The organism is Mariniflexile sp. HMF6888, from assembly GCF_044335535.1.
In the GTDB taxonomy this organism is placed as follows: Bacteria; Bacteroidota; Bacteroidia; order Flavobacteriales; family Flavobacteriaceae; genus Mariniflexile.
The window spans coordinates 252,132-273,798 of the sequence record NZ_JBIQVZ010000003.1 but is presented as its reverse complement, the minus strand read 5'-3'; the positions used below and the strand labels follow the sequence as shown (position 1 = coordinate 273,798).

Annotated in this window: 24 protein-coding genes; 3 read left to right on the top strand and 21 right to left on the bottom strand. The window is 33.3% G+C overall.

Features of this window, described 5'->3' with window-relative positions; translation table 11 throughout:
* The 17 genes from ACGLWY_RS09770 to ACGLWY_RS09690 all read right to left on the bottom strand — a co-directional run bounded on the left by ACGLWY_RS09770 (position 1) and on the right by ACGLWY_RS09690 (position 15,291).
* Entirely contained in the window at positions 1-1,461 is a 1,461-nt protein-coding gene (locus ACGLWY_RS09770) for a lipopolysaccharide biosynthesis protein (RefSeq protein ID WP_396619695.1), read from the bottom strand.
* Between the two features lie 116 nt (positions 1,462-1,577).
* Positions 1,578-2,360, bottom strand: a complete 783-nt coding sequence (locus ACGLWY_RS09765; RefSeq protein WP_396619494.1) for a hypothetical protein — start codon at positions 2,358-2,360, stop codon at positions 1,578-1,580.
* A gap of 164 nt (positions 2,361-2,524) precedes the next feature.
* The gene (locus ACGLWY_RS09760) at positions 2,525-2,989 is read right to left on the bottom strand and encodes a hypothetical protein (protein ID WP_396619493.1); all 465 of its coding nucleotides are present in this window, start codon (positions 2,987-2,989) and stop codon (positions 2,525-2,527) included.
* 245 nt (positions 2,990-3,234) lie between these two features.
* Complete coding sequence (gene atpG, locus ACGLWY_RS09755) at positions 3,235-4,095, bottom strand: ATP synthase F1 subunit gamma (RefSeq protein WP_396619492.1); 861 nt, start codon at positions 4,093-4,095, stop codon at positions 3,235-3,237.
* Positions 4,096-4,124: 29 nt separating this feature from the next.
* Positions 4,125-4,469: a four helix bundle protein gene (locus ACGLWY_RS09750; protein WP_396619491.1), complete on the bottom strand. Its 345-nt coding sequence runs from the start codon at positions 4,467-4,469 to the stop codon at positions 4,125-4,127.
* A gap of 30 nt (positions 4,470-4,499) precedes the next feature.
* Positions 4,500-6,080, bottom strand: coding sequence for a F0F1 ATP synthase subunit alpha (gene atpA / locus ACGLWY_RS09745; protein WP_396619490.1), 1,581 nt, complete (start codon positions 6,078-6,080; stop codon positions 4,500-4,502).
* 42 nt (positions 6,081-6,122) lie between these two features.
* Positions 6,123-6,659 carry an ATP synthase F1 subunit delta gene (gene atpH / locus ACGLWY_RS09740; protein WP_396619489.1) on the bottom strand — a complete coding sequence of 179 codons (537 nt, stop codon included), beginning with the start codon at positions 6,657-6,659 and terminating at the stop codon, positions 6,123-6,125.
* 4 nt (positions 6,660-6,663) lie between these two features.
* Positions 6,664-7,164, bottom strand: coding sequence for a F0F1 ATP synthase subunit B (locus ACGLWY_RS09735; protein WP_396619488.1), 501 nt, complete (start codon positions 7,162-7,164; stop codon positions 6,664-6,666).
* Positions 7,165-7,241: 77 nt separating this feature from the next.
* A complete protein-coding gene (gene atpE, locus ACGLWY_RS09730; protein WP_162880152.1) occupies positions 7,242-7,433 on the bottom strand; it encodes an ATP synthase F0 subunit C in 192 nt (63 codons plus the stop codon).
* 68 nt (positions 7,434-7,501) lie between these two features.
* Positions 7,502-8,605, bottom strand: a complete 1,104-nt coding sequence (gene atpB, locus ACGLWY_RS09725; RefSeq protein WP_396619487.1) for a F0F1 ATP synthase subunit A — start codon at positions 8,603-8,605, stop codon at positions 7,502-7,504.
* 101 nt (positions 8,606-8,706) lie between these two features.
* A complete protein-coding gene (locus tag ACGLWY_RS09720) occupies positions 8,707-9,102 on the bottom strand; it encodes a hypothetical protein (RefSeq protein WP_396619486.1) in 396 nt (131 codons plus the stop codon).
* On the bottom strand, positions 9,102-9,332 hold the full coding sequence (locus ACGLWY_RS09715; protein ID WP_396619485.1) for an AtpZ/AtpI family protein: 231 nt from the start codon (positions 9,330-9,332) through the stop codon (positions 9,102-9,104). Before ACGLWY_RS09715 ends, ACGLWY_RS09720 begins: the two co-directional genes overlap by 1 nt.
* Positions 9,292-9,711: a polymer-forming cytoskeletal protein gene (locus tag ACGLWY_RS09710; RefSeq protein ID WP_396619484.1), complete on the bottom strand. Its 420-nt coding sequence runs from the start codon at positions 9,709-9,711 to the stop codon at positions 9,292-9,294. Before ACGLWY_RS09710 ends, ACGLWY_RS09715 begins: the two co-directional genes overlap by 41 nt.
* A gap of 4 nt (positions 9,712-9,715) precedes the next feature.
* The gene (locus ACGLWY_RS09705; protein ID WP_396619483.1) at positions 9,716-12,298 is read right to left on the bottom strand and encodes a tetratricopeptide repeat protein; all 2,583 of its coding nucleotides are present in this window, start codon (positions 12,296-12,298) and stop codon (positions 9,716-9,718) included.
* A gap of 386 nt (positions 12,299-12,684) precedes the next feature.
* Positions 12,685-13,392, bottom strand: a complete 708-nt coding sequence (locus ACGLWY_RS09700) for an ABC transporter ATP-binding protein (protein ID WP_396619482.1) — start codon at positions 13,390-13,392, stop codon at positions 12,685-12,687.
* A 12-nt stretch (positions 13,393-13,404) separates the two neighbouring features.
* Positions 13,405-14,883, bottom strand: coding sequence for a DUF5687 family protein (locus ACGLWY_RS09695; protein WP_396619481.1), 1,479 nt, complete (start codon positions 14,881-14,883; stop codon positions 13,405-13,407).
* A gap of 3 nt (positions 14,884-14,886) precedes the next feature.
* Positions 14,887-15,291 carry a DUF2059 domain-containing protein gene (locus ACGLWY_RS09690; RefSeq protein WP_396619480.1) on the bottom strand — a complete coding sequence of 135 codons (405 nt, stop codon included), beginning with the start codon at positions 15,289-15,291 and terminating at the stop codon, positions 14,887-14,889.
* 173 nt (positions 15,292-15,464) lie between these two features.
* On the opposite strand from ACGLWY_RS09690, the gene ACGLWY_RS09685 reads away from it, so the two are divergent.
* Positions 15,465-16,520, top strand: coding sequence for a 2Fe-2S iron-sulfur cluster-binding protein (locus ACGLWY_RS09685; protein WP_396619479.1), 1,056 nt, complete (start codon positions 15,465-15,467; stop codon positions 16,518-16,520).
* A gap of 42 nt (positions 16,521-16,562) precedes the next feature.
* Here the strand turns inward: ACGLWY_RS09685 and ACGLWY_RS09680 are convergent, their stop codons facing one another.
* Complete coding sequence (locus tag ACGLWY_RS09680) at positions 16,563-17,582, bottom strand: glycosyltransferase family 9 protein (protein WP_396619478.1); 1,020 nt, start codon at positions 17,580-17,582, stop codon at positions 16,563-16,565.
* Between the two features lie 49 nt (positions 17,583-17,631).
* Positions 17,632-18,237, bottom strand: a complete 606-nt coding sequence (locus tag ACGLWY_RS09675; protein WP_396619477.1) for a DUF4254 domain-containing protein — start codon at positions 18,235-18,237, stop codon at positions 17,632-17,634.
* A gap of 75 nt (positions 18,238-18,312) precedes the next feature.
* Between ACGLWY_RS09675 and upp the strand changes: the two genes are divergently transcribed.
* On the top strand, positions 18,313-18,975 hold the full coding sequence (upp, locus tag ACGLWY_RS09670; RefSeq protein WP_396619476.1) for a uracil phosphoribosyltransferase: 663 nt from the start codon (positions 18,313-18,315) through the stop codon (positions 18,973-18,975).
* Here upp and ACGLWY_RS09665 read toward each other — a convergent pair.
* Positions 18,964-19,887, bottom strand: a complete 924-nt coding sequence (locus tag ACGLWY_RS09665) for a DUF6427 family protein (protein WP_396619475.1) — start codon at positions 19,885-19,887, stop codon at positions 18,964-18,966. The genes upp and ACGLWY_RS09665 overlap by 12 nt on opposite strands.
* Positions 19,888-19,958: 71 nt before the next feature.
* On the opposite strand from ACGLWY_RS09665, the gene ACGLWY_RS09660 reads away from it, so the two are divergent.
* Positions 19,959-20,186, top strand: a complete 228-nt coding sequence (locus ACGLWY_RS09660) for a uracil phosphoribosyltransferase (RefSeq protein WP_396619474.1) — start codon at positions 19,959-19,961, stop codon at positions 20,184-20,186.
* Here ACGLWY_RS09660 and purD read toward each other — a convergent pair.
* Positions 20,181-21,452, bottom strand: a complete 1,272-nt coding sequence (gene purD, locus ACGLWY_RS09655) for a phosphoribosylamine--glycine ligase (RefSeq protein ID WP_396619473.1) — start codon at positions 21,450-21,452, stop codon at positions 20,181-20,183. The two genes, ACGLWY_RS09660 and purD, sit on opposite strands and share 6 nt — an antisense overlap.
* Positions 21,453-21,667: the final 215 nt, after the last annotated feature.

Sequence of the window (21,667 nt, the reverse complement as noted above, 5' to 3'; positions counted from 1 at the left end):
TTATTTTTTTAAAAGCTTTTTTATTTGATTTTTTTCTGAAGAATAGACAAAAGTCAAAAATACAATTAACAATGGAATTCCAACAAGATAATTTTCTCTAAAGACATAAAAAGATAGGAATGAAAATAGGATAGAAATGGATAAATACAATCCTATTTTTTTCAAATCATAAGGAATTGGATAATATTTTCTTCCAAAATAATAGGATAAAAACATCATCAAACCATAGGCAGAAAGTGTCGCAATAGCAGAACCTTTATAGCTCATCACAGGAATTAACCAAAAATTTAAAGTCAAGGTCACCAATGCACCAAAGACCGAAATATAGGCTCCAAACTTTGTACGGTCCGTAATTTTGTACCAAACTGATAAATTGTGATAAATTCCCAAACAGAAATTGGCCAACAAAATAATTGGAACAACCCACATTGCTTCGTAATAGGCTTCACTTCTTATAACTATTGGTTTTATAATATCTGCAAAAACAACCACCGATAGTAAAATGATAGACCCAAAAGCCACAAAAAAGTTTAAGATTTTCGCATAGTTATTTTGAGGATTTTCGCTTTTAGAATGACTGAAAAAGTAGGGTTCAATGCCTAATCTATAAGCTGTAGCAAAAAGCGTCATAAATAGTGCTAATTTGTAGCATGCAGAATACATTCCAATCTCGGTTTCCGCAATATTTTCTGGCAATAATTTATCTAATAAAATACGGTCAAAGGTTTCATTAATAGAAAATGCAACCCCTGCAATTAATACTGGAAATGCGTAACGCATCATCGTTTTCCATAAACCAGTATTAAACACATATTTTATTTTGGTATAAAACGATGCCATTAAAAGCACCGTAATACCACTTGCTATTAGGTTTGCAATCAATATATAACTGATTTCAAAATTTGGTTTGTAAATACTATCAAAAAAAGAATTGTTTATAGCCAACTTTTTTAGTGCTAGCAGGAAAAACAAATTCAATCCTATATTAACAACAACATTGAATATTTTAATAATTGCATATCGCATGGGGCGTTGTGTAGCTCTTAACCAAGCAAAAGGAATAATAACCAAAGCATCAAACAGTAAAATCCAAATAACAAGATTGATGTATATAACGTTAATATCAATATAATTTGCTATTTGATTTTGAAAAATTAAGGCTATTACAAAAAACAGAAAGGAAGATATTATAAGAGAAATTGCAGAAGTGCCTATTACAGCATCTTTATCTTCGTCTTTGTTGAAAAACCTAAAAAAAGCGGTTTCCATCCCATAAGCCAAAACCACATTAAATAGTACAAAATAGGAGAAAATAATATTAATTTCTCCATATTCGGCCACCGAAGATAAAACCCCTTTTGTGGTATAGAGTGGCACTAATATAAAGCTAAGCATTCTAGGAAGCACCGTAGCTAATCCATAAATGACTGTTTGCTTGAATAATATTTTTAACCCGCTCAATATAATATACAATAAGTTGCGTTAAAAGTAGATAATTCAACACAGCTATGAAAATAATCACTAAACAAAAAAGCCTCACAAATAGTGAAGCTTTTGTTTATTATTTGTATGTTTAATTACAAATACCTTTTTAATGCAATTGATTTACCATTTTTCAATATGACTTTTACAATATAAATTCCAGATAATAAGTTTTCATTCTCTATTTTTTGTCCTAATAAGCCATATACTTCTATAACAGCACCTTTAGTATTCGATATAAATTTTCTGTTCTTTGCAATTACCTTTACTTCAGTAAATAAATTAGCTTTGGTACTTAAAACTGCACTTGCTATTTCTATATTATTTATTGCAGGATATGTTGTGCCAGAAGCGGTTAAAATTCTAATTTCATCAACACTATCAAAATCTGAATTTAAAGTTACTGGAACTCTATTACCACTATTGTTTCCAAGAAAAGTTGTTGTGGCAACTTCTAAGCCATTTTTAAAACCTGTAACTATCATGGATTGTTCATTATAATTACCCCAATCAAACCAATCAAAAGCATTAATTTGAAATTCAAGTCCTGAAGCTTCTTTGATAATTTGGCCTTTCCAACCAAGCGTAGAGCCATAAGGAACAGTAAAAGTAGTTAATCCTGCAAAGTTGTCGGGAGAGATAGCTAAATCAACATTTGATTTCCATTCCAATTCAACAATATTATTTAATGCATCATTTACGTTATAAATTTCTATTGTCAAACCTGAAATATCTATAGAACCACCTTCTCCATCCGTTGCAATGCCATCATTCCAAAGGCTTCCCGCATCAGATGTAAATGTTAGTGTTTGTCCTTTGGCAAAATGCGAAAAGATTAAAAATATTAAAGTAAAAAATAAAAGATAATTTTTTTTCATGGTAAATTTAGGTTAAGTTAAAAATGGATATAATAAAGATATTAAATAAATACAAAAATTAAGAATTTACTTTAAAAAACATTATATAGTCTTATTAAAATGCGTTTTATCGATATATTCTGTGATAGGAAACAAAAAAGCCCCACAAATAGTGAGGCTTACTTTTAATTAATGTTCTCAATTTTAAAATACTTTACTTCATTGGACGTTTTGTAGCTCACAATACATTCGTCTTCTTTAAGTTGAAAACGTGGCTTTTTAGGTATTTTGGGAACTTTATTACCATATTCTGCATATGGTTCAATGCTCATTATAATATCCTTTTTTAGGACCGTTTTAGATTCCAACCGACCCATATAAACGGTGTCGTTTACAAATTCTAATTTTGCTTCTTTCCCTTGAAAATAAACACTGTCTAGCATAATATCACTGGGGTTTTCTTGAAGCGTTATAAAAATAGTCACTCCAGTGCCTCCACCTTTTACATCTGCTACCCATTCTTGGTAATAAACATCACCTATTTCAAATGGTAAGTTTGTTTCAAGTTGTTTCCCTGTAGCACATTGTGAAAAAATCACCATAATGACAAACATAAAAACTAAAAAAAGCAGGTTTCTGAATAATCCCATCTTTACAAATATTGGTATTGAAGTGGTTTAAACTTTTTCGATTGAAGCGAAAAAGTTTAAACCACTTCATTATAAAGATAGCGTTTCAAAAGTAATGCCATAAAAAAACCTCACTTAAAAGTGAGGTTCGATTTTATTTAAACCCTTAGCTGTAATAGGGTTTAATTGTTTAAAGCTTCGCTATTTTAAACATTTGGCTGCGCCTAATTGTTCAATGCTTCGCTATTTTAAGCATTTGGCTACGCCTAATTATTCAATGCTTCCGCACCACCAACAATTTCTAAAATTTCATTGGTAATAGATGCTTGGCGCGCTTTATTATAAGTTAATTTAAGCTGATCTCTTAACTCTTTTGCGTTATCTGTTGCTTTGTGCATCGCCGTCATACGCGCTCCGTGTTCGCTAGCAAAAGAATCTCTAATGCCTTTATACAACTGTGTTTTTAACGATTTAGGTATTAATTGCTCAACGATTTCAACTTTTGAAGGTTCAAAAATGTAATCTAAATTCACATTTGAATCGGATTTAACCGGTACAATTGGCAAAAATTGTTCAGTAGTTACAATTTGAGTCGCTGCATTTTTAAACTTGTTGTAAACAATTTCAATTTTATCGAATTCACCTGCAACAAATTCAGCCATTAACATTTCAGCAATTTCAGCAACATTATCAAAGGTTAAATCATCATAAATAGCACTTTTATTTGAAATAACTTTATTGGTCTTTTTAAAAGCGTCATTTGCCTTTTTTCCAATAGCTAAATACGAAACCTCTTTGTTGGCGTAGGTTTTAGAGGCTAATCTGTTAACTTCTTTTATAATATTTGAATTAAATGCTCCAGCTAAACCTCTATTAGAAGTAACAGCCACAATTAAAACTTTTTTAACCTCGCGCTGCGTAGCATATTTGCTTCCAGAATCTGCATCCAAAGTGGCACTTAAACTTTGTAAAAGTTCGGTTAACTTATCTGCATAAGGACGCATTGCTGTAATAGCATCTTGTGCTTTTTTTAACTTAGCAGCCGATACCATTTTCATGGCACTGGTAATCTGCATGGTTGAAGACACCGATGTTATTCTGTTACGTATTTCTTTTAAATTTGCCATAGTTCAAATTATGAATTATGAATTATGAATTATGAATTTTTGATAATTGAAACTAATAGTCTAATCAAAACTTCGCAATCTTCTCTTAATTTTGAAGGAACCTCATAAATGTTAGTTTCTTCTATAACGTCCAACCAAAAGGATGTTTCGTCTGCTTCTTTAAGAGCAATTCCTAATTTATTTTTAAAATCTTTTATACTAACTCCTCTTTGTGATTCTCTCACATTAGCACCTATACTAGTGCCAGATTTTAGCAACTGATTTGCTATTTCAAAAAAACGTTTTTCTTTGAGCTTTTCAGCATAAATGCCAATATCACAAGCAAAATAAAAACTTTTATCTACTATGACATTACCACTTTTATGATAACTCATAATTCTTAATCCTGAATTCTTAATTCAAAATTAATTTCTATATTTTCCAGATAAATCTTTAGCTACAGCGGTTAATGTATCTGTAACTTCATCTGTTAATTTCCCTGCTTTTAAGTCTGCTAAAACATTCGCATGTTTTGCTTTTAAGAATTCTAGATAATCTCTTTCAAATTCTTTTACTTTTTCAACAGGGACGTCTCTTAATAAGTTTTTAGATCCTGCATAAATAATAGCTACTTGATCTTCAACTGTAAACGGATCGTTTTGTGCTTGCTTTAAGATTTCAACGTTACGTTTTCCTTTTTCAATCACGTTTAAAGTAACCGCATCTAAATCAGATCCGAATTTAGCAAACGCTTCTAGTTCACGGTATTGTGCTTGGTCTAATTTTAAAGTACCTGCTACTTTTTTCATTGATTTAATCTGAGCATTACCTCCCACACGGGATACCGAAATACCTACGTTAATAGCAGGACGTACACCCGAGTTAAATAAATCACCATCTAAGAATATCTGTCCGTCTGTAATAGAAATTACGTTTGTTGGGATATATGCTGATACGTCTCCTGCTTGTGTTTCAATAATTGGCAACGCTGTTAATGAACCACCACCTTTTACAATCGGTTTTAACGATTCAGGAAGGTCGTTCATGTTTTTAGCAATCTCATCATTGTTAATTACTTTTGCAGAACGCTCTAATAAACGTGAGTGTAAATAGAAAACGTCTCCAGGATACGCCTCACGTCCTGGTGGACGACGTAATAATAAAGACACCTCACGATACGCTACGGCTTGTTTAGATAAATCATCAAACACGATTAATGCTGGACGACCCGTATCTCTAAAATACTCTCCAATAGAAGCTCCTGTAAACGGTGCATACACTTGCATTGCTGCAGGATCTGATGCGTTTGCAGCTACTATTGTGGTATAAGCTAAAGCGCCTTTTTCTTCTAACGTTTTTGCAATTAAAGCTACGGTTGATGCTTTTTGACCAACGGCAACATATATACAGTATACAGGATTTCCTGCATCATAAAATTCTTTTTGATTTATGATAGTATCAATACAAACCGCTGTTTTACCAGTTTGGCGGTCACCAATAACCAACTCACGTTGACCACGACCTACAGGAATCATTGCATCGATAGATTTAATACCAGTTTGTAATGGCTCGGTAACTGGCTCACGGAAAATAACCCCAGGTGCTTTGCGCTCTAAAGGCATTTCATAAGTTTTACCAGAAATAGGACCTTTGCCATCAATTGGATTTCCTAATGTGTCTACCACACGTCCAACAATACCTTCCCCAACATTTATAGAAGCGATACGACCTGTGCGTTTTACTGTAGAACCTTCTTTAACTCCTTTAGAAACCCCTAATAATACGATACCTACGTTATCTTCTTCAAGATTAAGTACGATACCTTCTAAACCGCCATCAAATTCCACTAACTCACCATATTGTGCGTTAGCTAACCCGTAAGCACGTACAATACCATCACCTACAGTTAATACAGTTCCAACTTCGTCTAAAGAAGCGCTTGCTTCGAAACCTGCTAGTTGTTGCTTTAAGATTGCTGATATTTCAGCTGGTTTTACTTCTGCCATCTTTATTAATTTTGAATTCAGAATCCAGAACTCTGAATTATTTTAGTTTAATGTGAATTCTCTTTTTAATTTACTTAATTGATTTGCTATACTTGCATTATATTGTAAATCGCCAATTCGTAAAATGAAACCTCCTAAAATGCTTTCATCTACAATACTTTGCACTTCAATATCCTTTCCTGTAAGTTCTTTTGCTTTTGCCAATACTTTTTGTTTTAAAGCATCGGTTAAAGCAATTGCGGTTGTTACCGTAGCAACCTCAATACCTTTAGATTGATCGAATAACTGGCTGTATTTTACAGCAACATCTTCTAAAATATCAATTCTATTGTTTGCTACTAAAGTATCAATTAAGCTTAAAGTTGTTTTATCTGATTGTTTAAAAACTTCCAATAAAACCGATTTTTTTACTGAAGCACTTAGTACAGGGCTTTGAAGCGCATCGCTTAAGTCTTTACTTTGTGCAATAGTATTGGCAATTAGCTTCATATCCTCATTTACAGCATCGATTGTTTTTCTGTCTGATGCTAAACTTAATACTGCTTTTGCGTAACGTATTGCTGCTCTTGCTCCTGCCATGTTTTTAGTTTAATTTAGCTTCACTTAACATAGACTCAACCAATTCTTCTTGTTTGCCTTTGCCAGATAATTCGCGACGTACTATTTTTTCAGCTATTTCTAAAGATAAACCAGCAACTTGACTTTTAAGTTCAGCCATAGCAGCTTTCTTTTCACTTTCGATAGCTGCCGTTGCTTGGGCAATCATTTTGTTAGCTTGATCTTGCGCTTCACCTTTGGCATCTTCGATCATTTTGTTTTTAATGTCTCTTGCCTCTTTTAACATGTCTTCGCGCTCTGCTCTTGCTTCTTTTAATAACTTTTGGTTATCTGCTTGAAGGTTTTGCATTTCTAATCTTGCTTTTTCAGCAGATTCTAATGCTCCTTTAATACCCTCTTCTCTTTTCTCTACAGCATCAAGAATTGGTTTCCAAGCAAACTTTTTTAATAAAAGTACCAATCCAACAAATAATAATAATTGCCAGAAGAATAATCCGAATGAAAATTGTTCAATTAGTTTTTCCATTTATATATCTTGTTATACGAGTTAATTTTTAATTTAAAAAACAGCTATAACCAACCGTTATAGCTGTTTTTGTTTTTTTAAGCTGCAAATAAAGCAGCAAATCCAATACCTTCAATAAGTGCAGCTGCAATAAGCATAGCTGTTTGGATTTTTCCTGAGGCTTCTGGTTGGCGAGCAATAGCTTCCATAGCTTGTCCACCAATTCTACCAATACCAATACCAGCACCGATAACAATTAAACCAGCTCCTACAATGTTTGGAATAGTCATAATATATATATTAAAAATTAAACACTCAATTTAGATTCCCATCTGCATGGAAATGAAAAAACTACAATTTAATGGTCATCGTGGTGATGCTCTTCTACAGCAGACCCAAAATACAATGCCGATAACATTGTAAAGATATATGCCTGCAAAGCTGCCACTAAAAGTTCTAATAAGGATAGTACAAATGCTAAACCAAATGATAATGAACTTCCTAACCAGTTTTTAAAGATAAACATTAAACCAATAATACTCATTAATACAATGTGTCCTGCAGTAATATTTGCATACAAACGAATTAATAAAGAGAAAGGCTTAATAAATGTACCTAGTAATTCTATTGGTGCTAAAATAATTTTCATTGGCCATGGCACCCCAGGCATCCAGAAAATATGTCCCCAATAATTTTTGTTTGCTGTAAACGTTGTTATTAAATAAGTTAATAACGCCAATGCTAATGTTACTGCAATATTGTTTGTTACGTTAACCCCAAGAGGTGTTAACCCTAATAAATTGATAATCCAGATAAAGAAAAACACAGTTAATAAGAAACTCATATAACGCTTATAGTGTTTTTTTCCAATGTTTGGAATTGCGATATCGTCGCGAATATAGAGTACGATTGGCTCTAACAAACGCCCCATGCCTTTTGGTAAGGCTGCTTTTTTATACGATTTAGCCATACTACCAAACATGAAGAACAACAATAACCCTACTAAGAAAATGGTAAATACGTTTTTAGTAATTGAAAAATCTAAAGGCTTGAAGTTTGTTGCGTGATGATGTTCGTCATGGTTTATAGTACCTTCAGCATCTGTTTTATAAATTTTGCCGTGATATAATTTGTAGTAATTTCCATTAACCTCAGCTACAGATTCACCGTGATGTAATTTAGATGATGAAAACACTTGCAACCCATTATCCCATAAAATTACTGGAAGAGGAAAACCAATGTGAACATTTTCTCCTTCATCGTTTTCATAAGAATATAAACCAAAATCGTGGGAATCTAATAAGTGATGATTAATGTATTCTTTTATTTCTTCCTTTAAACCTTGTTTGCCTTCTACTTCAGGGGCAATTTCTTCTAGATGCATCTTTTCTTGAGCAAAAGAAAGGCTTGTCATAAAGACAAGCAACAAACAGATAGTTTTTAATGACATTATATTTTGCATATCACTTAATTAATAGTGGGCTAAAAATCGGTGCAAAGGTATGTTTTTATCTTAAAATCAAAAAACAAAATTTCACATTATTTACAAGGGTTATTTTTTACTTATTCATTAGCGTCTAATCTGTTGAGAAGCCTTATAGATGTTACGGTTTCAGTTATCAAGCAAATGGTGTACGGAATAAAAAATGACAAAAATTCGTCGCGCGTTATATCTCCGTCTGAATTATACGCTGGATAAAAAAAAACAAAAAAGCATGCAAACTTTATAAAACTACCCAACATAAAAATAAATCCTAACTGGTCTTTAAAACGTTTTTTAAATAAAAACATAAACGACATAATACCTATTGCCAATATGGTGTTGATAACATAAGCCAATAGAATTTGATTTTCATGTATGGGTGCTTGTATAGATTGTAGAATAGACATGTAAATAAAATAGGTGACAATAGACACACTAGCTATTGTTAAAATATTTACTATTAATAATTTCCTCATTAATTATTAAACTTCTTTAATTGCTGCAAAACAACATAGAGAGAAATGGCAACACCAAGCAGCGTGCCTATAATTAAGAATAATTTTCCACCGTTAGAAAACTTTGTGTCCAACCACTTACCTAGCATAATAAAAAGGTAAATCGTTATACCCATTTGAAATGCTATTCCAGTAAGGATAACAGCATTTTTAAGCGGTTTTTTCGGATCCTGCTCCTTGTTGTTGTCCACCTTTGTTCATTTCTTTTACGGTCCCTTTCATAACACAAGTCACATTAAATGTGGCGCCTGGTTCAACTGCTAGTTTTCCTGCAACAACTTCACCTTCAATTACTGCTGATGATTTTAAGGTTAACGTACCAGATATGGCTATTTTCCCAGAAAATTTACCTTCAAAATAAGCATCAGTTCCTTGCAACGTGCCTTTTACTAATCCTGATTTTCCTACTACCACTTTACCAGAGGTTTTTATGTTGCCTTCTAAGGTTCCATCAATTCTAAAATCGCCTTCACTATTAAAATCGCCAACTATTTTAGTGCCTTGCGAAATAATATTCTGACTGGATAAGCCTTCGGCAGACTGTTTCTCTTTCTTGTTGTCTTTAAACATAATGCTATTTATTTATAGTGTTATTACCTGTATTTAAATAGGCATCCAAATTCTTATGAATTTGAATGATTTGATAATTTGCAGATGTTATTGCAAAATAAGGTTCTTTAATTTTTTTCTTATCTTCTTTTGTTAGTAACTGGTTAAAGGTTTTTGCCACTTGGGCATTTTTTAATCCATGAACTAATACAAATGTGGTGTTAGGGTCGTACACATCAACCGATGAGTTTAATGCATAATATTTGATGTTTTTTAATACCTCATCCAATGTCTTTTGAAAACTAGCAACTTGATCTTGCTTCGGGTTTTCAAATTTAAAAATCACTTTATAATTGTTTGTTATACTGTCATTTTCTTGAATAAATTCTGAACTTGTTAATCGTGGCAATACATTAGATTCAATTTCTTGTGCTTGTTTACCTTCGGGTGTATTGGCAAAAGTAATTGCAACGTAATTAATGGCTTTTGCATAAGCCTCTAAACCGTACAAACGCCCTATTGAAGTTGCTTTCAGAAGTTCTAATTTCGGCACAATAGGTTCGCCATCAAACGTTTTGATGTATGCTTCACATTTAGAGATTACCTCGACATATTCTTGGTTTTCAAATTTTTGATACAGTGCTTCATACAGGCTTTCGGGACTGTTTTCGTCTTTAGCAGATGCCGATTCTGGATTGTTTAAAATAGTAGCGTATCTAGATTCTGGGTAATTTGAAACAATATCCGTTTTTGCAATGGCAGCTTCAGCATCTTCTCCTAAAAGCTCATAAATTTTATACAGATTGTATTTTGAAGGCAAGATTAATCGGTCTTCAGGATTGCTATTAAGTAAGTTTTGAAATTTACTTTTTGCCAATTCGTATTCTTTAAATTTCTCTTTATAAATCAACCCTAATTGATAATAGGCATAATTTCTTTCCTTAGAAATACTATCAATTTCTTTTGCTTCGGAAGGAATTTTGGACATGTAGAATTGCGGATCGAATAGTTCGTCTTCTGAAGCCGTTACTAAAAGATTGCTTACTGGTGAATCGTTTATTGCTCCTGAATTTCCTTTGTTAGACCACCTCCAATTATCTTCCAAGGCTCTATCTCCCCAAATTTTTACAAATTCATTTTTACCATAAGCCACTGTGGTTGGGTTGTAAAAATAAAACATAGCTGCTTGTGTTGGCGTCCCCGTACGAACTGGTTGGTTTCCTGCCAAATTATTGTTAACCGTTACCAAACCTGTGTTGCGTTCAGCAGCTTCGGCTTTTTCCTTTTCTTTTTCTGCTTTTATTTTTAGCTTTTCAATAAATCCATCAAAATACGCAATGCGCTCATCTTCAGATAAATTGACTAAATTCAAAATACTGTCGTTAACTTTGGCAATGGCTTCGTAATAAATAACGTCTTCTAAATTATCTCGTTTGCGCTTTATAATACGGTATGGTTTCGAATTTAAAACCAAACTTGTCATGGTACTATCGTAATAGTTTCCTGCTTCTTGGTAAATAGATTTATCAAAATTCATATCTCCCAGAGTTTCGTAATTTTTAGCTCTTAAAATTTTATCGGGAGAATTGGTTCGCAATGATTTATTAAAGTATGTAATGGCTAAAGTATCGGACTTGTTCTGCAAATAATATACTGCCTTTTGATGGTAAATTTTATCTAAAAACGGGCGGTTTTCTCGATTTTCCTCTAGTTCGGTAATTAATTCTAACAACTCAAACTTGTTGCCTTTTTCATAATCGAAATTTTTAATCTTTTCTATATGGGCACTAATCATATAAATTCGGGGCGTTCTACGATTGAGTTCAATAACCTGATCAAAAGCCAAATTAGCACTGTCTTTTTTGCCTAATTCATTATATAATTGCCCTTGAATGAATTTATAACGTCCACGTTCATCATTATTTTTTGTAGCGTTTGAAGCTATTTCCAGTTGAGTAATGGCGCTATCAACCGATTTTGTATTTAAGTACGCTTGTGCCAACATAGATGTGGCATCGGCTAAATCTTGCCCTTCCAACTCTTCTTGTTTTAACAACCGTTTTAAATTTTTAATAGCAAGTTCATCATTATCCAAACGCATGTTGGTTTTTTCGCGCCAAATCTTCGCTTGGTTTATTTTATCACTTGCAGGGTATTTGTAGAGAATATAATTAAATGCTTCTAGAGCAGGCACAAAACGCTGGTCAAAATATCTGGCTTTTCCTAAAAGTAAATAGGCTTCATCCATTTGCGGATTTTTTTCTTTACCTTCAACCGTAATGCTATGTTTTTGAATGGCTTTTACTGCTTTTTCTTCAGCAGTGGTAAAATTTTCGTTTTTTGATTGCCCTGGCAGCATGACCTCTTCTGAGATTTGCATGCGTTCGATGGGCAAAACGTCCCAATAATTATCTTGATAGCTATCGTTTAAACTACTTTTTCCTGCTTCTAGGGCATTATAACCATTGTAAAGTGCATTGAATTCTGCTGTAACAGCATGAAAATTTCTGTTAATGAATTTGTCCTTCTTTCTAGAACAACTTACTAACAATAAAATAGAACAAGCAAAAACCAAGGTTGCTTTAAAAGGTATTTTCAATGCTGGCATTTTTAGTCTAAATAAATAACTATAAACTTGTGCTTATATTATGTAAGCGGGTAAAAATAAGCATCTTTTTCGATTAACCCATAAAATGACGTGGTTTTTGGATGAAGTGAAGTTGTTTGTTTAGTTGTGTGGCGTATTGTTGTATGATGCTTTCTTTGTGAAACCTAGAAATTTTGCTCGCTAAGGCGCAAAGACGCGAAGGTGCGGAGTGGATGATACGGTGACTGTTTGGTTTGTTGTATAGTGTCTGGCTATTTGATATTCTATTTGTCGAATTTGGGTGTTTTGCTCGCGAAGGTGCGAAGGCGCGAAGCTGGAAAATGACGGGTGGCGGAAGACCGAAGACGAATGATTGTTTAAACTACTACTAAAACTGCGACTGGGCCCTAAACAACCTCAGCTCCCGAAAAATGGACTTCCAATTCTTTTAAAGTGGCGGCATTGGTTGCCAAATCTTTTACAACTTCGCCTTTTTCAAGCACCACAATACGTTCGCAAACATCGGTTACATGCATTAAATCGTGACTAGAAATCAACACAGTAACACCTTGTTTTTCAGCTAAATTTTTAATGATACCTTTTAATCGGATTTGTGTGGTTGGATCTAAGTTAGCAAAGGGTTCATCTAGAATAATAACCTCAGGGTTTCCAATTAAAGCAGCCACAATACCTACTTTTTTTTGGTTTCCTTTACTTAAATCACGTAAATACTTTTTCTGATTTAGTATTTCACCATGGAAAAAATCTTCAAACTGTGTTATTAATTTATCTACATCTGCCTTGTTTTGGTTACGTAATTCACCAATAAAATAGAAATATTCTTCGGCGGTTAAATAGCCAATTAAAAAACTTTCATCAATAAAAGCAGCGGTAAAAGGTTTCCAATCTTCACTTTTATTTACGTGTATATCGTTTGTTTTTATAAAACCCGTTGTTGGCTGAATTAAATCCAAAAGCAAGCTAAAATAAGTGGTTTTACCAGCACCGTTATTGCCCACCAACCCAAAACTTTGTCCTTTGGGAATGGTTAAGGATTCAATATTCAAAACTAAAATGCCATTATATTTTTTTGATAAGTTTGAAGTTATTATCATGATGTTGTTTTGTTAGTTATTTTGATTGAAAGCATCAATCATTTTATATTTTGATTGTAAATATTTGGCTGTAATGCCTTTCATTAGTTTTTGATGAAATACTATACCCAAAATGCCCAGTATTGCTAAAACTAAACAAGCTAACTCAAATCCAATTAGGAAATAAAACAAGGCAAATATTCCCATAGGAATAAGTAATAATGGAATCCCTATAAGCCATTGCACAGCACCTGTACCTTGGTAGTTAAAGGCTGCTTTTTGGCTTAAATCTATCTTTTTTCTATTAAAAGAACCACCATATAAAATGACATGCGTGTTAACCCCTATATTATAAATAGCTGCGACAAAATGTGCCAATAAAATTTTCCACCCAAAGAACACATACGGAATACCCAAAACAAATAATATGACGACACTTAATGCCATTAATGTAAATTTAGACCGTAGGTATTGCTCGTATTTAATATTCTGACTCATAAGCAGTTTATAGTAACCACTATCCCAAGCAGGGATAAACTGCCCAAAATTGATTAAAAAAATGCCTGTTGAAAAAATGCCAATGAACGCAAAAAACCATGGCATGTTTTGATAAGTTGGCTGCGGATAAAAAAACAATCCATAAAATAATCCTATTAATACCAACCAAACAGATGATTTGGTTCGTTTATTACGCCAAATTAGTTTTAAATCCAATTGCATAAAAGGGGCAATAGCTCCAAAATTCTTTGTCCAATCTAAATTTGAAGTTTGTACTTCCCTTACTTTTTCTTTTAAGCCACTATCAAGAAACAGTTTTCTTCTTAATAATTTAAAGTTTATGACATATAAAACCACTAAAATTATAATCGGAATCACAATAAAGATAGGTGACTTATAAATAGCCTCGAACCCATCGGAAAAAATTTCAGAAAACGAAATAATATTGAAATAGTTAAGTGCAAATAGGCCCCCAACAACACTTATAATAGGTAAAAAGGATAGTTCAATTTCAGTTGAAAAATTTTCAATAATAAAATTTAGAAAATTAATGATGAGCGTTACCAACATTAAAGTTAGCATCCAAGTTAACACCGAAACTGTTGGATAATCTTGTACAATTAATGTAATACCAAATGGAATAATGGCAAAAAGAGGTAGCAAATTAAAAAAAGAGGTTACCGATTTTCCTAAAACATAGTTTACAATTTCCTTTCTTTTAATGGGTAGTAGCAACAAAGGCTTTACAGCCATAACGGGTAGCTTTTGAAAGAAAAACCTAAAAATTAAATCGCCAATAATCCAATAAAACAACATGTTGTTTACAATGGTTAACGGGTCTTTCTCTGGAAAAGCCTTTTTAAGTCCTGGATATAAAACAAGTCCCATGCCTAAAAAAATAGTTATAAAATAGAGCGCTAAGAATACCATGAGTATTTTTATAGCCAACCCTTTTCCAAAGTTGGCAGACCTAAAAAACGACTTCCATTCTAAACTTAAAAAGTTTTTAATCATTTCCTACTCGTTATATTTTTGAGCTATCTGACTCACTTCCATGCCCCAAGACTGTCCAAAGGTCACCGCTCTTTGTGTTAAACCCAATTGTTTTGTTGCTAATTTTTTTCCTAAATCGGTATGGTAGAACGCTACTAATTCCTTTATTTCACTTTGAGTAAATTCCTCCATATATAAATCGGCAATTTTACCATATAACCCTTCTAATGTTGCAGAGGCTTCTTTAGTATATGCTTCTTTATTAGCTTCGGGCACATTAAAGCCTATTTGGGAAATGGCATTATCAAACGCAGCACCAGCTCCAGTTAATTTTATAAATTCAATGGTTTCTGTTTTAAAATCAGAAGTTTCTTGGGCATGAGTTACCACGGCAATTAAAAACATGGATACTAATAATAATTTTTTCATTTGATGATTTTATCGGTTATTTATTAAATGAACTCGTTTAATTCTATTTGTTAGTAAGGTTTTTATATTAATTGTTACAGGTAAAAGAAAAAGTTTAAATCACTTCTTACAGTAATTTTAAAGATTAAATGGTATTACCATTCAACTTTAGTATTTTTGTCAAAAATTTACACATGCCATCATTCCACAAACTCTCGATTAAAAATATAAAAAAAGAAGCCAATAAAGCTATAAGTATTACTTTTAATGTGCCCGAAAACCTAAAATCTACTTTTTCTTTTAAAGCTGGGCAGTACATAACCTTAAAAGCAACCCTTAATGATAGTGAGGTGCGACGCGATTATTCTATTTGTTCATCACCAAAAAGTGGCGAGCTTCAGGTGGCCGTAAAAGAGGTTAAAGATGGTACCTTTTCGGCCTATGCAAACAATAATCTAAACGTTGGTGATACCATAGAAGTGGCACCACCAAAAGGGCGTTTTATTTTTGAACCTAACGATTCCAAAACAAAAAATATAGCGGCATTTGCTGCAGGAAGCGGAATTACACCTATTTTAAGCATTATAAAATGTGCTTTAGAAGAGGAAGTGTATAGTAAAGTTATTTTGGTTTATGGAAATAAGTCTACCGAAGACACCATGTTTTTAAACGAACTTTTAGAGCTTCAACATCAGTACAAAGACCGTTTTTCCATACAGTTTGTATTTAGCAAACAAGATAAAGACGATTCTATTTTTGGTCGCATTGAAAAGAGCACCGTTAATTACGTGATGCTAAATAAACATAAACATGTAGAGGTTGATGCCTTTTATCTTTGCGGACCCGAAGCCATGATTCATACCGTAAAAGATGTGTTAACCGATAATGGTATTGATGCAGACCGCATTCACTTTGAGCTTTTTAAAGCAGCAAAACCTGTTGAAATTGAAGAAAAAGCAGCCCCTTCTGGAAAAACAATGGTAACTGTAACCGTTGATGATGAGACCACTACTTTTGAAATGTCGCAAAAACAAACGGTTTTAGAAGCAGCTTTAGATGAAGATATTGATGCCCCATATTCGTGCCAAGGAGGTATTTGCAGTAGTTGTTTAGCGCGTTTAAAGGAAGGTGAAGTTATTATGCGACAAAACAATATTTTAACCGAAAATGAAGTAGCCCAAGGGTTAATACTTACCTGTCAAGCGCACCCTACAACACCGAGTATCGTGGTGGATTATGATGATGTTTAATTAGAAATTTAGATTGTTAGAACACGCTTTGCTTTAGACCTTTTAGAGTATCATTCTTATCTTTTCAATAATAGTTTCTGGAGAAATACTTCTAGAAGCTTCTTTGTAGTTTTCTGGATATTTATTGCCGTAAACCGACGTTGGAATTTTTGGAAATTGGTTTCTGTCTGATAAAAGAGCGTAATCTTCCGGTTGCTTAAATGGTGCAAAACCTGCAAACGGGTGTGTTACGCCCCAAATGGTAACTACTTTTACACCTAGCATAGCAGCCATGTGTGCATTTCCAGAATCCATAGAAAGCATCACATCTAAATTTGAAATAACATCTAGTTCTTCGTCCATAGAAAGTTTTCCTGCAACATTAACAATGTTTTCAAAAGCAGTTTCAAACTCATTTAAAATGCCGATTTCTTTTTGTCCACCGCCAAATAAAACCACTTTATAATCTTTTGAAAGTGCTTTAATAACATCTTTCATGACATCTAAAGGATACATTTTTCCTTCATGGGCAGCAAAAGGGGCCACTCCTATCAGTTTTTTAGAAACATCTCCTAAAATTGATTTGATTCTATCATTTAAAATTGATTTTTCCGGAAATATTGGATTTGACATATCTAACTTAAAACCTAAAGCTTCAAAAACGTCGACATAACGTTGATGCGTTGTTTTAAGTTGTTGAAATTTTTCACCCCTAACCAATGCCTTCTTTTCGGCTCTGCCTTTGTCTATTTGAACCGTTTTTATTCCAAATAAAAATAATTTTAAGATTTTGCTTCGCAGCACATTATGCAAGTCCGCTACAGCATCAATCCCTAAATTCCTTAATTCTTTTGAAAGTTTATAAAGTCCAATGACTCCCTTGTGTTTCTCTTTAGGGTCTACAGAATATATCGAAACATTTGGTAAATTTTTAAAGAAAGGTGCAAAAAAAGGCCTGGTTAAAACGGTTATTTTAACTTCTGGATATTGCTGTGTTAATGCGCGTAAAATAGGCACTGCCATAGCCACATCGCCCATGGCGGACAAACGAATAACGAGTATATGCTTTATTTTTTTTGACATCTCAACTTCTATTGATGAGATCCTGAAACAAGTTCAGGATGACAAACATTTATTTCTGCCCTCTCAATACAGGGTTAAGCTCATCATCATTATACATTTTCATTTGCTTGTAAACCTTCATGTATTTATCGCCTTTTTCAATATCGCTTAGTAGTGTATCGATAGCTGTACTTAAATCAACTCGTTGCTCTAGCAAAATGTCTAACTTTTTTTGGCAAGCGGCACGGTGAGCATCAGTGGCATCTGTACGCGTTGCTTCTTCATTCATGTGATAGATTTTCAACGCTAAGATGGATAATCTATCTACACCCCAAGCTGGACTTTCGGTATTTATTGTTGCGTTTTCCTTTGGTGTTACATGCTTGTATTGCTCTAAAAAATAGCTATCGATATATTCTACCATATCCGTTCTATCTTGATTAGAAGCATCAATTTGTCGTTTTAAAGTTAAAGCTGCAACCGGGTCTATCTGTGGATCGCGAATAATATCTTCATAATGCCATTGCACAGTATCTATCCAACATTTTCTGTATAATAAATGTTCTAATAAATTACTTTCTGGATAAGCATTTTCAAAGGGTTGATCAACCGTATTAACGATGTGATATTTTTCAATAACGTCTTGAAATATTTTATTGGCTTTACTTGTAAACATGATGTATTAATTTTAAGAGTGTAAATATAAGTCTAAATAATTAACTTTATCATTCAAAATGAAAGATTGAAACTTATGCACATTCATAATATATCGCAACAAAATTCTATTCTAAACACCTTTATTTCTGAAATTAGAGATGTTTCAATTCAAAAAGACCGTATGCGCTTTCGAAGAAATATTGAACGTATTGGCGAGATTATGGGTTATGAAATGAGCAAGGTTTTAAGTTATAGGGCAACTTCTGTTAAAACACCTTTAGGAACATCTGCTATTCATGTATTAGAAAATGATATTGTTTTGTGCTCCATTTTAAGAGCCGGAGTACCGCTACACAATGGGTTACTCAATTATTTTGACGCTGCTGAAAACGCCTTTATTTCGGCATACAGACGCCACCATAAACACAATACAGAAAGTTTTGAAATTATTGTTGAATATTTGACATGCCCAAACTTGGAAGGCAAAACACTTATTTTAGCAGATCCTATGTTGGCTACTGGACAATCGATGGCAACTACGTTTAGAGCTTTAAAACCATTTGGGACGCCTAAAGCAATACATTTGGTTAGTGTTATTGGTGCGCAAAAAGGTATTGATTATGTTGAAAACCACTTTGATGCATCTACCCATTTATGGATTGCAACCATCGATGACACTTTAAATGATAAAGGGTATATTGTTCCTGGTTTGGGTGATGCGGGCGATTTAGCTTTTGGAGAAAAACTACAGCATTAGCAACAAAAATGGGATAAGCACCAAAACAGCAAGAAACACTTCCTTAAACCATTTATCTTCTATAATCTCTATATAATTTGTAATGATAATGGCTAGCGGTGCAAATAAAAATAAAAATTCGCTGCCATTTTTTTGAGGCGCTAGCAGTATCAATACAAATGCCATAATAGCTGCTATAATAACAATTTTAAAAGAGGCTCTTAATCCTTTTTTCTTCCTTTTAATGTTCTGCAAATAAAATATGGAGGACCATATCCCGAAAGAAAACAGCATAGTTATGGCTACTAAATATTTAGTAGAATTATAGGGGCTAAAATCGTAACTAACACTTCGAGACGATTTAAATATTTCAAAAAAATCATAATAAACAACTACAGATACGCCTACTGCAATGCAGAAAACAGTTGCTATACCTATAAAAGGAATTATCCAATGTCTTATATTGTTATCTGAATAAAATATTAAACTCAGAATTATAACAATAGCAAAAAGGATGGTCCAAAAATAAAACAATGACGCTACTGCTACCCATAAAGCTGCATCAAAAAGTTTGTTTTTGATACTTTTTTGCGAGCGTAAACTTATAATTCTTCTTAAGCCCAACAACACAAAAAGATTTGATAATAAAATATTCGTATGGCTTGTTGTTTGAACCATGGCTAATAAAAACAAGCTGAACAATAAAATTTCGTAGGTATTGCTTTTGGTTAAATTATTTTTAGAAATAATAAAATTAAATATGAGTATGGTAGCAATACAAATAAAAAAAATAGCTATTTGTTTAGCAACGAAAGCGGCTGTTACTGTTTCGATTACTAAATTCTCTCTGGCAGTTATAAAAGCTAGAACCGTAATGAAAAGAACAATGATAAAATTTATTGGCTTAGATTTATTAAAAATGCTTGTTATCATTAACTGTTTTTGTATTTTTGCTTCGTAAATATACTAACTAAAGCTGGTTAGAAAACTATAAATAGCACTACATGAAAGATTTATTTTACGCTATACAAGATTTGTTTGTTGACTTCCTTTTTAAACCGTTTGATGCCCTTAGGGCATTAGAGCTTGAAAATTGGTTTGCTGCAAACACCATTTCTTGGATTTTCCTTATCATCGGATTTGCTGCCATGGTATACTGGATGAAACAACTTAAAACATTTAATGATAATAACGAAGAAGACAAAAGTATTTCTTCACATTCTTATCTATAAATCGAATCCGATATCTTTACGATAATACATCTTATCAAAATGTAGTTTTTCTATACTTTGGTAAGATTTTTTTATGGCCTCTTGATACGTATTTCCATAGGATGTTATTGCCATAACACGACCTCCTGTTGTTACCACTTTGCCATCTTTCAATTGTGCACCGGCATGAAATGGAATAGAATCTTTGATTGCATCAACGCCTGTAATTTCCTTTCCTTTTTCATAATCTTCAGGGTAACCTCCAGATACTAACATAATGGTTGTTGCAGCACGCGCATCTATTTCGATGTTTATTTTATCTAAAGTTCCGTTAGCCATGGCCTGAAGAATTTCAACAAAATCGTTTTTAAGTCTTGGCAAAACGACTTCGGTTTCTGGATCGCCCATACGCACATTGTATTCTATAACTTTGGGGTCGTTACCAACTTTTATGAGTCCTATAAATACAAAACCAACATACGGTAAGTTATCTTTTTTAAATCCGCTAATAGTTGGTTTCACAATGCGTTCTTCAATTTTACCAAGAAATTCATCGGTTGCAAAAGGCACTGGAGATACGGCTCCCATACCTCCTGTATTCAAGCCAGTATCGCCTTCTCCTATGCGTTTGTAATCTTTAGCAGTTGGTAATATTTTGTAGTTTTTACCATCTGTAAGTACAAAACAGCTTAACTCAATACCGTCTAAAAATTCTTCAATAACCACTTTGGTACTTGCTTGACCGAATTTAGCATCTACCAACATGCTTTTTAACTCGGCTTTGGCTTCATCTAAATTATTTAAAATAACAACACCTTTTCCTGCTGCCAATCCATCGGCTTTTAATACATACGGCGGATTTAGAGTTTCTAAAAACGCATAGCCTTTTTCAACTGTTTCTTTAGTAAAACTTTCGTAAGCTGCAGTTGGAATGTTATGACGGTATAAAAATTCTTTTGCAAACTCTTTACTGCCTTCTAATTCAGCAGCAACTTTTTGTGGGCCGATTACCGATACATGTTTAATGGCTGCATCGTTTAAAAAATAGTCGTGCACCCCCTGTACTAATGGGTCTTCTGGTCCCACTACAACCATATCTATATTTTCCTTTAAAACTAATTCTTTAATCGCCTCAAAATTGGTAACCCCAATATTTACATTGGTCGCAATATTTGCTGTTCCGGAGTTTCCAGGTGCTACAAATAAGTTTTTGCATAACGGACTTTGGGCAATTTTCCAAGCAAAAGTGTGTTCTCTTCCGCCAGAACCAAGAATTAAGATATTCATTGTATTGTTTTTTTAGATTCCCAATTGTGGGAATGACAAATTAAAATTCGAGGCTGTCTAAAAAATCCTTTAAATTTAGTTTGTCAGGTTGAGCACTTCGACAAGCTCAGCACAGGCTTTGTCGAAACCAATATTGATTACCTGTAATTAAACTATTTCGACAAGCTCAATATGACTTCCAACTAGACTTTTTAGACAGCCTCAGTGTTTTTTCA

What these genes read in the sequence shown, in the direction of transcription:
- ACGLWY_RS09765 (WP_396619494.1), bottom strand. Translation starts at nt 2,360, where the DNA reads ATGAAAAAAAATTATCTTTTATTTTTTACTTTAATATTTTTAATCTTT.
- ACGLWY_RS09760 (WP_396619493.1), bottom strand. Translation starts at nt 2,989, where the DNA reads ATGGGATTATTCAGAAACCTGCTTTTTTTAGTTTTTATGTTTGTCATT.
- atpG (WP_396619492.1), bottom strand. Translation starts at nt 4,095, where the DNA reads ATGGCAAATTTAAAAGAAATACGTAACAGAATAACATCGGTGTCTTCA.
- ACGLWY_RS09750 (WP_396619491.1), bottom strand. Translation starts at nt 4,469, where the DNA reads ATGAGTTATCATAAAAGTGGTAATGTCATAGTAGATAAAAGTTTTTAT.
- atpA (WP_396619490.1), bottom strand. Translation starts at nt 6,080, where the DNA reads ATGGCAGAAGTAAAACCAGCTGAAATATCAGCAATCTTAAAGCAACAA.
- atpH (WP_396619489.1), bottom strand. Translation starts at nt 6,659, where the DNA reads ATGGCAGGAGCAAGAGCAGCAATACGTTACGCAAAAGCAGTATTAAGT.
- ACGLWY_RS09735 (WP_396619488.1), bottom strand. Translation starts at nt 7,164, where the DNA reads ATGGAAAAACTAATTGAACAATTTTCATTCGGATTATTCTTCTGGCAA.
- atpE (WP_162880152.1), bottom strand. Translation starts at nt 7,433, where the DNA reads ATGACTATTCCAAACATTGTAGGAGCTGGTTTAATTGTTATCGGTGCT.
- atpB (WP_396619487.1), bottom strand. Translation starts at nt 8,605, where the DNA reads ATGCAAAATATAATGTCATTAAAAACTATCTGTTTGTTGCTTGTCTTT.
- ACGLWY_RS09720 (WP_396619486.1), bottom strand. Translation starts at nt 9,102, where the DNA reads ATGAGGAAATTATTAATAGTAAATATTTTAACAATAGCTAGTGTGTCT.
- ACGLWY_RS09710 (WP_396619484.1), bottom strand. Translation starts at nt 9,711, where the DNA reads ATGTTTAAAGACAACAAGAAAGAGAAACAGTCTGCCGAAGGCTTATCC.
- ACGLWY_RS09705 (WP_396619483.1), bottom strand. Translation starts at nt 12,298, where the DNA reads ATGCCAGCATTGAAAATACCTTTTAAAGCAACCTTGGTTTTTGCTTGT.
- ACGLWY_RS09700 (WP_396619482.1), bottom strand. Translation starts at nt 13,392, where the DNA reads ATGATAATAACTTCAAACTTATCAAAAAAATATAATGGCATTTTAGTT.
- ACGLWY_RS09695 (WP_396619481.1), bottom strand. Translation starts at nt 14,883, where the DNA reads ATGATTAAAAACTTTTTAAGTTTAGAATGGAAGTCGTTTTTTAGGTCT.
- ACGLWY_RS09690 (WP_396619480.1), bottom strand. Translation starts at nt 15,291, where the DNA reads ATGAAAAAATTATTATTAGTATCCATGTTTTTAATTGCCGTGGTAACT.
- ACGLWY_RS09685 (WP_396619479.1), top strand. Translation starts at nt 15,465, where the DNA reads ATGCCATCATTCCACAAACTCTCGATTAAAAATATAAAAAAAGAAGCC.
- ACGLWY_RS09680 (WP_396619478.1), bottom strand. Translation starts at nt 17,582, where the DNA reads ATGTCAAAAAAAATAAAGCATATACTCGTTATTCGTTTGTCCGCCATG.
- ACGLWY_RS09675 (WP_396619477.1), bottom strand. Translation starts at nt 18,237, where the DNA reads ATGTTTACAAGTAAAGCCAATAAAATATTTCAAGACGTTATTGAAAAA.
- upp (WP_396619476.1), top strand. Translation starts at nt 18,313, where the DNA reads ATGCACATTCATAATATATCGCAACAAAATTCTATTCTAAACACCTTT.
- ACGLWY_RS09665 (WP_396619475.1), bottom strand. Translation starts at nt 19,887, where the DNA reads ATGATAACAAGCATTTTTAATAAATCTAAGCCAATAAATTTTATCATT.
- ACGLWY_RS09660 (WP_396619474.1), top strand. Translation starts at nt 19,959, where the DNA reads ATGAAAGATTTATTTTACGCTATACAAGATTTGTTTGTTGACTTCCTT.
- purD (WP_396619473.1), bottom strand. Translation starts at nt 21,452, where the DNA reads ATGAATATCTTAATTCTTGGTTCTGGCGGAAGAGAACACACTTTTGCT.